At 67.2% G+C, this 11,750-nt stretch carries 8 protein-coding genes and 2 tRNA genes; 4 read left to right on the top strand and 6 right to left on the bottom strand.

All coding sequences use genetic code 11. From position 1 onward, the window contains the following. Positions 1-45: 45 nt before the first annotated feature. The 3 genes from AC1Z3W_RS28930 (at position 46) to pgi (ending at position 4,679) form a co-directional block, all read left to right on the top strand. Positions 46-1,350 (top strand): FAD-dependent oxidoreductase, encoded by a 1,305-nt coding sequence (locus AC1Z3W_RS28930; protein ID WP_483509008.1) that lies wholly within the window; start codon positions 46-48, stop codon positions 1,348-1,350. Positions 1,351-1,399: 49 nt separating this feature from the next. Then, the gene (locus tag AC1Z3W_RS28935; RefSeq protein WP_483509009.1) at positions 1,400-2,944 is read left to right on the top strand and encodes an NAD(P)H-hydrate dehydratase; all 1,545 of its coding nucleotides are present in this window, start codon (positions 1,400-1,402) and stop codon (positions 2,942-2,944) included. Between the two features lie 112 nt (positions 2,945-3,056). Continuing rightward, a complete protein-coding gene (gene pgi / locus AC1Z3W_RS28940; protein ID WP_483509010.1) occupies positions 3,057-4,679 on the top strand; it encodes a glucose-6-phosphate isomerase in 1,623 nt (540 codons plus the stop codon). Between the two features lie 74 nt (positions 4,680-4,753). Here pgi and AC1Z3W_RS28945 read toward each other — a convergent pair whose 3' ends face one another. Further along, positions 4,754-5,455 (bottom strand): ABC transporter ATP-binding protein, encoded by a 702-nt coding sequence (locus AC1Z3W_RS28945; RefSeq protein WP_124833164.1) that lies wholly within the window; start codon positions 5,453-5,455, stop codon positions 4,754-4,756. Here AC1Z3W_RS28945 and AC1Z3W_RS28950 point away from each other — a divergent pair. Then, positions 5,454-6,134 carry an arylesterase gene (locus AC1Z3W_RS28950; protein ID WP_124833163.1) on the top strand — a complete coding sequence of 227 codons (681 nt, stop codon included), beginning with the start codon at positions 5,454-5,456 and terminating at the stop codon, positions 6,132-6,134. The two genes, AC1Z3W_RS28945 and AC1Z3W_RS28950, sit on opposite strands and share 2 nt — an antisense overlap. A 120-nt stretch (positions 6,135-6,254) precedes the next feature. Here the strand turns inward: AC1Z3W_RS28950 and AC1Z3W_RS28955 are convergent, their stop codons facing one another. The 5 genes from AC1Z3W_RS28955 to ltrA all read right to left on the bottom strand — a co-directional run bounded on the left by AC1Z3W_RS28955 (position 6,255) and on the right by ltrA (position 11,687). After that, positions 6,255-8,189, bottom strand: a complete 1,935-nt coding sequence (locus AC1Z3W_RS28955) for a SurA N-terminal domain-containing protein (protein WP_124833162.1) — start codon at positions 8,187-8,189, stop codon at positions 6,255-6,257. A 320-nt stretch (positions 8,190-8,509) separates the two neighbouring features. Continuing rightward, a tRNA-Asp gene (locus AC1Z3W_RS28960) sits at positions 8,510-8,586 on the bottom strand. 23 nt (positions 8,587-8,609) lie between these two features. Then, positions 8,610-8,685, bottom strand: a tRNA-Val gene (locus AC1Z3W_RS28965). A 443-nt stretch (positions 8,686-9,128) separates the two neighbouring features. Continuing rightward, positions 9,129-10,166 (bottom strand): IS110 family RNA-guided transposase, encoded by a 1,038-nt coding sequence (locus tag AC1Z3W_RS28970; RefSeq protein ID WP_483509011.1) that lies wholly within the window; start codon positions 10,164-10,166, stop codon positions 9,129-9,131. A 129-nt stretch (positions 10,167-10,295) separates the two neighbouring features. After that, positions 10,296-11,687 (bottom strand): group II intron reverse transcriptase/maturase, encoded by a 1,392-nt coding sequence (gene ltrA / locus AC1Z3W_RS28975; RefSeq protein ID WP_483509012.1) that lies wholly within the window; start codon positions 11,685-11,687, stop codon positions 10,296-10,298. Positions 11,688-11,750 lie beyond the last annotated feature (63 nt).

An 11,750-nucleotide genomic window follows, 5' to 3' on the forward strand; every position in this document is an offset into this window, starting at 1 on the left:
ATTCTCACCGGGCGGCTTGTGCGCCGCCCGTCATCGAAGCAATCCATGGATGTCATCGTCATCGGCGGCGGAATCAGCGGCGTCGCCACCGCCTACCAGCTGCGCGCGGCCGGCCATCGCGTGTGCGTGGTCGAACGCCACGCGACCGTCGCGCAGGGCTCGACCTACGGCGACGGCGGCACGCTGCTGCCGAGCCCGCTCGACGTCTGGTTCGGCCCGACCTTCATGCGCCAGCGCCAGCCGCGCGACACCGGCATCGTCTACAAGCCGGGCTTCAACGGCGGCGTGCGCCGCTTCGTCAAGCAGCTCGCCGCGCTGCGCGAGCCCGACGCATTCGCCGCGCAGTACGCGCGGCTGCGCCCGCTGATCGACGCGTCGCGCGAGTCGCTCGCCGACATCGAGGCGCGCTTCCAGCTCGAATTCGAGCAGAAACCGGGGATCCTGCACGTCGTGCGCGACCCGCGCGACTGGGAAGCGCTGCAACCGGCACTCGACCTGCTGCGCACGCTCGACCAGCCGTACCGCGTGCTCACCGCCGACGAATGCGCGGCACTCGAGCCGTCGGTGCCGGTCGAGCCCGGCTTCGCCGGCGGCGTACTGCTCGAGAGCGAGCGCACCGGAAACTGCCCGTTGTTCGCGAAGCTGGTCAAGCAAACGCTCGACGAGCATGGCGTGCAGTTCCGCTTCGGCGCGGACGTCGCCGCGATCCGCGTCGACACCGGCCGCGCCGCGGTCGAGCTCGCAGCGCCGGCCGGGGGCCGGCATGCGACGAAGGCGCGCGAGGTCGACGTGATTTCGGCCGACGCGATCGTGATCGCCGCCGGCGCCGGCAGCCTGCCGCTGCTCGAGCGGCTCGGCTGGCGGCTGCCGCTGCATCCGGTCCGCGCCCATACGCTGACCGCGCCGGTCGCGTACGAAGAACATGCGCCGCACCTGAGCGTCGTCGATTCGATCAAGCGGATCTCGATCACGCGCACCCATCAGCGGCTGCGCGTCGGTGGCGGTGCCGTGCTGCAGAGCCTCGCCGACACCGCGAAGCCACTCCCCGAGCCGCTGTCCGAGGCCGCGCTCGCGCTGCTCGGCCAGGCCGTCCACGACTGGGTGCCGGGCGCCGCGAAGATTTCCGCGGCCCTCTCGTGGCAAGGCACGCAGCTGCTGTCACCGGACGGCCTGCCGGTCGTCGGTCCGACCCCGCATTCGCGCGTGTTCGTCAATTTCGGCCACGGCCCGGCCGGTTGGGGCCTCGCGTGCGGGTCTGCTAAAGTGGTGACCGACTGTCTGGGCGGCGACACGCAGCAGTGGCCCGCCGACACCCTCGCCGCGCTGAGCGCCGCGCGCTTCACGACCTGACCGCCGCGGGCCCGTCCCGGGCGGCTCCCTGCCCGCCGCCATGACCCCGATGACGAATGCCCGCCCGCTTCCCGATCCAGCCCCGCTCGCGCTGCTGCGCGTCGCCGACCTGCGCGCGGCCGAGACGGCCGCAACCGCCGAACTGCCGCCGCACACGCTGATGGGCCGCGCGGGCGCCGCCGCCGCGCGCTGGCTGTCCGAACGGGTCGCCGGCGACGAACGTCCGGTCTGGTTCGCGGTCGGCCCCGGCAACAACGGCGGCGACGCACTGGTCGCCGCCGCGCAACTGCAGCAGCTCGGCGTCGCGACGCAGGCGTGGATGCCGGTGCCGGTCAAGCCGGACGATGCGCAATGGGCGCTCGGCCTCGCGCGCGCGGCCGGCGTGCCGCTGTCGACCGAACCGCCCGCCTCGCTCGACGATTACGCGTGGGTCGTCGACGGTCTGTTCGGCATCGGCCTCGGCCGCGCACTCGACGGCCCGTTCGCCGCACAGGCCGCGCGCATCGCCGCACACACACGAAACGGCGGCCGCGTGCTCGCGCTCGACGTGCCGAGCGGACTGGACAGCGACACGGGCCGGATCGTCGGCGCGGGCGTCGCCGTCGCCGCAACGCATACGCTCACCTTCATCGGCGCAAAGCCGGGCCTTTACACCGGCGACGGCCGCGATCTCGCCGGCGAGATCGACGTCGCGTCGCTCGACGTCGCACCGCCTGCAGCACCCGCCGTCCTGCTGAATGCGCCGGCACGGTTCGCCGCCGCGCTGCCCGCTCGCGCGTTCGCGTCGCACAAGGGCACGTTCGGCAGCCTCGCGGTGCTCGGCGGCGACACCGGCATGTGCGGCGCGCCGATCCTCGCCGCGCGTGCCGCGCTGTTCGTGGGCGCCGGCAAGGTGCATGTCGGCTTTCTCGGCGCCGGCGCGCCGCCGTACGATCCGCCGTTTCCCGAACTGATGCTGCACCCGGCCGACGGCCTCGACCTCGATGCGATGTCCGCGATCGCGGCAGGCTGCGGCCTCGGCACGCGCGAGGCCGCGGCAACCCTCGTGCACGACGTGCTCGCGCACGACGCCGTGACGCTGCTCGACGCCGACGCGCTGAACCTCGTCGCGACCCACGCCGATCTCGCCGCCGCCGTTGCCGCTCGCGGCGCGCGCGGCATCGCGTGCGTGCTGACGCCGCATCCGCTCGAGGCAGCGCGGCTGCTCGGCAGCGACACCGCGACGGTGCAGCACGACCGGCTCGCTGCGGCCCAGGCGCTCGCCGCGCGCTACGCGAGCATCGTCGTGCTGAAGGGTTCGGGCACGGTGATTGCGGCGCCCGACGGCCGCCTCACGATCAACCCGACCGGCAACGCCGCGCTCGCGACCGGCGGCACCGGCGACGTGCTCGGCGGCCTGATCGGCGCGTTGCTCGCGCAGCGCGTCGCCCCGTACGAGGCGGCGCTCGCAGGCGTGTACCTGCACGGCCTCGCGGCCGACACGCTGACCGCGAACGGCACGGGCCCGGCCGGCCTCACCGCGGGCGAACTCGCGCCAATGGTGCGCGCACTGATCAATCGCCTTTTTTACCCGTCGCCGCGCGCCGCCATATAACGCCGCTATACTGGGTGCCCCCGCCGCACGGCGGGTCCTCTCGTCCGCCGGCCATCCGATCCCGATGCGCCGGCGCGGCATTCCTCCCGATTCACGCTTCACTCGAACCGCCATGACGCTGAATTCGCTCCCCGCCTGGACTGCCCTTCAATCCCACTTCGAACAGATCCGCCATGCGCGGCTGCGCGACTGGTTCGCACCGGAAAACGACCGCGCGCCGACCCGTGCCGAACGCTTCACGATCCCCGGCGGCGGCCTTGCGGCCGATTTTTCGAAAAACCGCATCGACGACGACACGCTGCGCCTGCTCGTGCAGCTGGCCCGCGAAGCGGGCGTCGAAGCGCGCCGCGACGCGATGTTCGCCGGCGAGATCGTCAACCCGACCGAAGGCCGCGCCGCGCTGCACACGGCATTGCGCGCGACCGACCCGCACGCGCCGTTCCATGCGCAGGTCAGCGCCGAGCGCGCGAAGATGGCGACCTTCGCACGCGCCGTGCGCAGCGGCGCGTGGACCGGCTACACCGGCAAGCGCATCCGCCACGTGATCAACATCGGTATCGGCGGCTCGGATCTCGGGCCGAAGATGGTCACGCACGCGCTGCACCATGTCGCGACGCCGGAGCTCTCGACGCACTTCGTGTCGAACGTCGACGGCGCCGATCTCGCGCGCGTGCTCGAACAGGTCGATCCGGGAGAAACGCTCGCGATCATCGTGTCGAAAACGTTCACGACGCTCGAGACGATGACGAACGCACGCTCGCTGCGCGACTGGTTCGTCGCGCGCGGCTGCCCCGAGGACGCGCTCGCGAAGCACTTCGTCGGCGTGTCGGCAAACCCGGCCGAAGTCGTGAAGTTCGGGATCGCCGCGGACAACGTGTTCGAAATGTGGGACTGGGTCGGCGGCCGCTACTCGCTGTGGTCGGCGGTCGGCCTGTCGATCATGATCGCGATCGGGCCCGAGCAGTTCGACGAACTGCTCGCGGGCGCGAACGACATGGACCGCCATTTCCGCGAAGCGCCGCTCGAGCGCAACCTGCCGGTGCTGCTCGGCCTGATCGGCATCTGGTATCGCAACTTCTTCGGCTCACAGAGCTATCTCGTCGCGCCGTATTCGGAAGCGCTGCACTACCTGCCGTCGTACCTGCAGCAGCTCGAGATGGAAAGCAACGGCAAGTCCGCGCGCCTGGACGGCACGTTCGTCGACTACCCGACGTCGGCCGTCACGTGGGGCGAGCCGGGCACCAACGGCCAGCACGCGTTTTTCCAGATGCTGCACCAGGGCCCGACGATCGTGCCGATCGACTTCATCGCAGTGCTCACGCCCGAGCATCCGCTCGCGAGCCATCATCCGAAGCTGCTCGCGAACTGCTTCGCGCAAAGTGAAGCGCTGATGCTCGGCCGCACGCTCGACGAAGCGCGCAAGGTCGCCGGGCCGGCCAAGGAAGCGCTCGCGCCGCACCTGACGTTCCCCGGCAACCGTCCGACGACGACGCTGCTGGTGGATGCGCTGACACCGCGCACGCTCGGCGCGCTGATCGCGCTCTACGAGCACAAGGTGCTGGTGCAGGCGACGGTGTGGGACATCAATCCGTTCGACCAGTGGGGTGTCGAGCTCGGCAAGATTCTCGGCAAGGTCGTCGAAGCCGACCTGTCGGCCGAGTCGGTCGATCCCGCGAAGCACGATTCGTCGACGACCGCACTGATCGAGCGCGCGCGTGCGGCGCTCAAGCGCTGACGCGACGACGTCATGCGCATGCCGTTCGCGCGGGGCGATGTGCCGCGCGAACGGCGCAAGAATTCAGTGTCGCGCTACGCCGCGGGCGGGGCGACGATCCGTCCTGTGTCGAGGGTGACCATCGTCACGCAGCGCCGCGCGAGTTCGGCATCGTGCGTGACCAGCACGAGCGTCGCGCCGTGCGTGCGATTCAGTTCGAACATCAGGTCGATGACCGCGTGGCCCGTGGCCGCGTCGAGGCTGCCGGTCGGTTCGTCGGCGAACAGGATCGACGGATGCGTGACGAACGCGCGCGCGAGCGCGACGCGCTGCTGCTCGCCGCCCGACAGCAGCTTCGGATAATGTGCGGTGCGCTCGCCGAGACCGACCTGTACGAGCAGCGCGCGGGCACGCTCGGCCGCGTCGCGCGCACTGATGCCGCCCTGCAGTTCGAGCGGCAGCATCACGTTCTCGAGCGCCGTCAGGTGCGGCATCAACTGGAACGACTGGAACACGAACCCGACTGCGCCGTTGCGCAGCGCGGCGCGCTCGTCCTCGTCGAGCTGGTCGAGCGCGCGGCCGAGCAGGCGAACCGTGCCGCTCGTCGCGCTGTCCAACCCCGCAAGCAGGCCGAGCAGCGTCGATTTACCCGACCCCGATGCACCGACGATCGCGAGGCTGCTGCCGGGCCGCACGGCGAGCGTGATGCCGTCGAGGATCGTCAGCTCGCCCGTAGCGTCGGCGACCCGCTTGCACACGTCATGGACTTCGATGATCGGATCGGTAATCTTGAACATGGACACGACATTCCGCTGGAAAAGACGCACGGCGCTCGCCGTGCTGCTGGGTACGCTGCTCGCAGTAACCGTGCCCGCGCGCGCCGCGACGGCGGCGGCCTCGGCATCGGGCCAGGGCCGGCCCGCGCTCGTCGTGCTCGGCGACAGCCTGTCGGCCGAATACGGGCTGCCGCGCGACACCGGCTGGGTGGCGCTGCTGCGGCAACGGCTCGCGACCGAGCGAATCGATTATAGCGTCGCGAACGCAAGCGTCAGCGGCGACACCACGAGCGGCGGGCGTGCACGGCTGCCCGCGGTGCTGCAACGGCTCAAGCCGTCGATCGTCGTCGTCGAGCTCGGTTCGAACGACGCGCTGCGCGGCGTGCCGCTCGCGACGACCGAGCAGAACCTGCGCGGCATCATCGCCGATGCGCGGCAGGCACGCGCGAAGGTCGTGCTGGTCGGCATGTACGTACCGCCCAACTACGGGCCCGACTACACGCAGAAATTCCACGCGGTCTATACGCGACTGTCGAAGGAGTTCGGCGTCCCGCTCGTGCCGTTCCTGCTGGCCGGCATCGAGAACAAGCCGGAGATGTTCCAGTCGGACCAGATGCATCCCGCGCAGCAGGCGCAGGGCATCCTGCTCGACAACGTCTGGCCGGCGCTGAAGCCGCTGCTCGGCAAGCCGCGCGGCTGACCTGACGACTCGCCGCCGGAAAGCAAAAAGCCCCGCTTCGCGCGGGGCTTTTTGTCGTTGCGTGCGAAACCGTGAACGACGCTTCGCTTGGTTACCGCTTGGTTACCGCCTAGTTGCCGTTCAGTTGCCGCTGTCCTGCGACTGGCTCTGCGTGGTGCCGTACAGCTTCACCTTCGAGCGGTCGCGCAGCGCGGCGAGATACGCTTCGCCCTCGCTTTGCGCTTCGACCTGCGCCATCTGCTGCTGCGCAGCCGCGAGCTGCTGCGGATCGACGGCCGTGCCCGGGATCACCGCGTTCACGCGATAGATCGCGTAGCCGTCCGCACCGAGATCGACACCGACGTACGCCGGCAGCGTCTTCGCATCGATCTTGTAGACGGCACTCAGCGCCGCCGGCGTGAGCCCTTGCGACTGCGTGCGCGACACCTTCTGCGCGGCAGCGAAACCATCGGCCGATTTCGACTTCTGCAGCTCGGCCAGCTTCGCCGCACCGTCCTTCTTCGCAAGTTCCGCAGCCTGCTCGGCGACGACCTTCTGACGCACCGCGTCCTTGATCGCGTCCAGCGCCGGCACGGCAGCCGGCTTGTAGTCGGTCACGCGCGCCGAGATCAGCGTGTTGTTGCCCACGTCGATCGCCTGCGTGTTGTTCTGGTTCTTCACCGAGTCGTTCGCGAACACGGCGGCGAGGAACTTCGGATTGTTCAGCGGGCTCGTCGGCGGCAGTTGCGGATTCGGCGTCGGCGTGACGGTGGCCGTCTGGATCGTCAGCTTGTACTTGTCGGCTGCCGGCTGCAGCGTTTTCGCCTTTTCATACACGGTCGACGTGAAGCCTTCTGCGTTATCAGAGAACGCCTTCGCTGCGTACTGCTGCTTCAGGTCCACCGCGATCTGGTCCTTCACGTCCGCGAACGGCTTGACCACCGATGGCTTCACTTCCGTGGCCTTCAGGATGTGGAAGCCGAGATCCGACTGCACGACACCGCTCACGTCGCCCTGCTTCAGCGCGAACGCGGCATCGTCGAATGCCTTGCCGCCCGCCGTCGAGCCGCGCGTAATGAAGCCGAGGTCGCCGCCCTTCGCTGCCGACGGCGCATCTTGCGAGCTCTTCTGCGCGATCTGCGCGAACTGGTCCGGATGCGCCTTCACGTCGGCCAGCAGTTGTTCGACCTTCGCCTTCGCTGCCGCCTTGTCGGCAGCGCTTGCATCGCTCGCCGCGGCGATGAAGATGTGGCTCACGCGCACCTGCGCTTCCGAGCGGAAGTGCGTCGGGTTGTCGTCGTAGAACTTCTTGACGTCCGCATCGGTCGGTTGCGCGCTTGCGGCGGCAGCGGCCGGCGAATAGACGAGATACTGGATCGTCGCGGTTTCCGGCGTCGCGAAGCTCTGCTTGTGCGCGTCGTAATACGCGGTGAGCTGTGCCTCGGTCGGCTGCACCTTCGCCGCGTAGTCGCTCGTCTTCAGCACGAGCGCCTGCACTTCACGCTGCTGCGCGGCCAGTTCCGACAGGCGTTGCGCCGGGCCCTTCGGCGTGAATGCGCTCGCCACGATGCTTGCGGGAATCTGCTGCAGCGCGAGGCTGTAACGCACGCGCTCCTGATACTGCTCGGGCGTCATCCCCTGGAACGACAGCAGCTGCGCATAGCGCTGGACATCGATCGAACCGTCGGGCTTCTTCAGCGACGCGATCATCGGGTCGCTCATCAGCGCGTCGCGCACGGCGTTGTCGGATGCCGTCAGGTGCAGGCGCTGCGTCTCGTCGGCCAGCACGCGTTGCTGGATCAGGCCGTCGAGCACCTGCTTGCGATGTTCGGGTGTATCGAACATCTTGACGTCGAACTGGCCGCCGAGCGCCTGGCGCGCCTGGTCGATCTGCTGGCGAAATGCGCCGTCGAATTCGACCCGCGTGATCTTGTGCCCGTTGACCGCCGCGACGTTCGCACTGTCGTCGAAGAAGCCGCGGAAGCCTTGGATCCCGACGAAACCCAGCCCCGGCAACACGATCAGGAGCAGGAGCGCCATCATCAGGCGCTGGTGATTACGGAAGAAATCGAGCATGCGTGACGGGAAAATTGGACAAAACGTCCGATATTACAACATACGGGGTAGCACGGGAGAAAAGCAGGTGCGCAACGAACGAGCGCGACCGACGATGCAAATGAAAAAGCCCGCACAAGGCGGGCTTCTTCATTTTCTGGCGGAGCGGACGGGACTCGCCTACATCCCGCAGGCCGCGGCTGCGCGTGCACGCGCAGCCCTTCGAGTCCCGCCGGAAGCCGCGCAGGCGGCTTCCTCCACTCCGCAGTCACGCGCCCGCAAGCGGGCACGAACAGAAATACAAATGAAGAAGCCCGCACAAGGCGGGCTTCTTCATTTTCTGGCGGAGCGGACGGGACTCGAACCCGCGACCCCCGGCGTGACAGGCCGGTATTCTAACCGACTGAACTACCGCTCCTTGGCCTGGCTGAATCGTGAAACTGGTGGGTGCTGAGGGGTTCGAACCCCCGACCTACGCCTTGTAAGGGCGCCGCTCTACCAGCTGAGCTAAGCACCCGTTTCCGATTCGTTCTGGCTGCGATCTGCGTTTCGGCATCAACAACCAGCGAGCCCGCAAGTTTAATTCAATCCCGATCATTTTGCCAAGCCCGCGTGCGAACTTTTTTTTCAACGCTCACGCGCACGATTCCAATGCGATCGGGTAGGGAGAGGGGTTACCCCCTCAGCCCTCCCACATACATGGACGCCCCCGTTTTGCAAGGCCTTCGTGAACGATCGACAGATGGGATTGAGATTGCGGCCATACATCCGGACTGTTGAGGAGGCGACAGCAATGCCTCTGTCCCTGATGGAATCTGCTGATCGGGCTCTAATCACCACCTCGCGCTCGAAGCGCCTGTGGGAGGGCAGAGTATTCCGATCCCGGTCCAACCTATCTTGCCATCACGTCACGATTGCCCAAGCAACCTCCTGGGGGGAGCCTTAACTAAACTGATCGGATTACTCGGTGCCTGCGGACAGCGCGTAATCCGACCGGAACGCAGTGCCTTGTGTGAGCAGAGCCCATGCAATGCGCGCGTTCCTGTTGGCGACTGCCACTACGGCGACATTCTTGTGACGGCGCGTCAGCAGGCGTTGAAGCCAGCCCGAGAACGCATCTTCCTTGTTGGCGCAATATCGGACGACAGCCCGCGCGCCGTGCACCATCAACGTACGCAAGTAGGTATCGCCGCGCTTCGTGATGCCCAGCAGCGTTGGCTTGCCTCCACTCGAATGCTGTCGTGGTACGAGGCCTAGCCAGGCCGCCAGTTGCCGGGCGTTGCTGAAGGATCTGGCGTCGCCGATTGACGCAACAAGGGCACTGGCTGTGATCGGACCGATGCCTGGAATCGCCGCCAGCCTGCGGCTGGCATCATTCGCGTGATGCCAGGCTTTGATCTGCGTCTCGAGCTCTTCGACCTGTCGGTCAAGTTCCTTCAGGTGATCCGTCAGGCGCTGTATCAGCAGGCGGAATGACCCCGGCAATTCGCGCTCAGCGTCTTCGATGAGTTCGGGCACCCTTTGCGCAATGCTGCTGATCCCCGGAGGGATCACGAGACCAAATTCCCCTAGCAGTCCACGGATCTGGTTGGCCTGCGCCGTGCGAGCGCGGACGAATCCCTGGCGGGCGCGGTGCAATGCAAGAACCGCCTGTTGGTCGACGTTCTTGATGGGCACAAACCGCATGTTTGGTCGTGCCACGGCTTCACATATGGCTTCCGCATCGGCAACGTCGTTCTTGTTCGTCTTCACGTAGGGCTTGACGAACTGGGGAGCCATGAGCCGCACCGTGTGGCCGAGCGCCTGCAGCTTACGTGCCCAGAAGTGGGCACTGGCGCAGGCTTCCATGCCGATCATGCAGGGAGGAAGGTTCGCGAAGAACTCCACCATCTGGTGCCGCTTGAGCTGCTTCTTCAACACGGCCTTGCCGTGCTCATTCACGCCGTGGACCTGGAAGATGTTCTTGGCGAGGTCAATGCCGATCGTAGTAACGTTCATGGTGACGCCCTCCTCCTCCGATGAAGGTGGTGTTTCGACAGCCTCACCACTTTGACACGGCGATGCCGTTTCGGACGGGGGCGTCCATTCCATTACCACCGTACGTGCGGTTCCGCATACGGCGGTTCATCAAGAACGCTGGAGGCGCTGCTGAGTGTCCAGCAGCGAGACCAGCCCCAAGGCGTCGAAGTAGCGTTTCGGGAAGGCCGCGTTCATGTGGCTCGCTCCCGCGTTCCACCATGGCCCTCGCCCATTGCGGGACGATTGCCATGCGCGTGCCTCCGTGAGGCCCCTTCGATGCAACATGATCGCGCGGGCTCCCCGGCGTTTCGCCTGCCTCCATAGAAGACTGCGCATTCGCCGTCTGACCCACCCGTCCAGTTCCTCCAACGCGCCTTTGACCTCCGTGTGCCGAAAGTAGCTTATCCAGCCGCGAAGCACCGGGTTCAGCGACTCGATCGTCTGCGATACGCTACGCCCTCGACCCGGACGCATCAGCTCCTTGACCCGCGCCGTCAGCCTCTTCAGGCTCTCCGGCGCGATTCGCAGCCTCGCCTGACGATGCATCGTCACGCTGTAGCCCAGGAACTTGCGCGCCCACGGTCGTGCACACGTGCTCTTCGCCTCGTTGATTCGCAGCCTCAGGCGCTTCTCGAGAAACGCCTTCATCTGTATCAACAGCCGCTCGCCCGCCACCTTGCTTCGAACATAGATGTTGCAGTCGTCTGCATAGCGGCAGAACGCGTGGCCGCGTCGCTCAAGCTCGCGGTCCCAATCCGTCAGCAGGATGTTCGACAGCAGCGGCGAGAGCGGCCCGCCTTGCGGCGTCCCCTCCCGTCGCACCGTCACCATCCCGCCTCGCATCAGGCCCGCCTCCAGATACCGCCGGATCAGCTTGAGCACCCGATCATCCTTCACCTGCCGGGCCACCCGCGACATCAGGATGTCGTGGTTCACACGGTCGAAGAACTTCTCCAGATCGATGTCCACCACCCAGCGAAGGCCTTCCTGCACGTACTGTCGTGCCTTCAGCACCGCCTGCTGCGCGCTGCGTCGCGGCCTGAAGCCGTAGCTCGACTCGGAGAACCCCGGCTCGAAGATCGGTTGGAGTACTTGGTGCAGCGCTTGCTGGATCAGCCGGTCCAGCACCGTCGGGATGCCCAGTGTCCTTACCCCGCCCGCAGGCTTCGGTATATCCACCGCGCGCACCGCCGCCGGTACGTATCGCCCTTCCAGCAGCGCCGCCTTCACGCTCGGCCAATGTACCTTCAGCCAGCCTTTGAACTGCTCCACCGGCAAGTCATCGACTCCCGGTGCGCCACGGTTCTCGACCACCCGTCGATACGCCAGCCACAGGTTGCTGCGTTCAACCACCGCCTCCATCAGCGATGGCCCCTCCGCTTTCGCTTGCCCGGTAGACGCCGCGCCAACCTCCGCACCACGCGCGCCATCCCCAGGGTTCCGCCCCGGCTCCTGCGTCATGGCCCCGTTCTCACGGGCTTGTGCTTCATCGGCTCGCATCGAGTCTCCACCGTCCTAATCGCGGTCCTTCATGTTCGGGCCTTCAGCCTCGCGGCCTACTAT

Source organism: Burkholderia sp. 10_S31, from assembly GCF_056930375.1.

What these genes read in the sequence shown, in the direction of transcription:
- AC1Z3W_RS28930 (WP_483509008.1), top strand. Translation starts at nt 46, where the DNA reads ATGGATGTCATCGTCATCGGCGGCGGAATCAGCGGCGTCGCCACCGCC.
- AC1Z3W_RS28970 (WP_483509011.1), bottom strand. Translation starts at nt 10,166, where the DNA reads ATGAACGTTACTACGATCGGCATTGACCTCGCCAAGAACATCTTCCAG.
- AC1Z3W_RS28945 (WP_124833164.1), bottom strand. Translation starts at nt 5,455, where the DNA reads ATGTTCAAGATTACCGATCCGATCATCGAAGTCCATGACGTGTGCAAG.
- AC1Z3W_RS28955 (WP_124833162.1), bottom strand. Translation starts at nt 8,189, where the DNA reads ATGCTCGATTTCTTCCGTAATCACCAGCGCCTGATGATGGCGCTCCTG.
- ltrA (WP_483509012.1), bottom strand. Translation starts at nt 11,687, where the DNA reads ATGCGAGCCGATGAAGCACAAGCCCGTGAGAACGGGGCCATGACGCAG.
- AC1Z3W_RS28950 (WP_124833163.1), top strand. Translation starts at nt 5,454, where the DNA reads ATGGACACGACATTCCGCTGGAAAAGACGCACGGCGCTCGCCGTGCTG.
- pgi (WP_483509010.1), top strand. Translation starts at nt 3,057, where the DNA reads ATGACGCTGAATTCGCTCCCCGCCTGGACTGCCCTTCAATCCCACTTC.
- AC1Z3W_RS28935 (WP_483509009.1), top strand. Translation starts at nt 1,400, where the DNA reads ATGACGAATGCCCGCCCGCTTCCCGATCCAGCCCCGCTCGCGCTGCTG.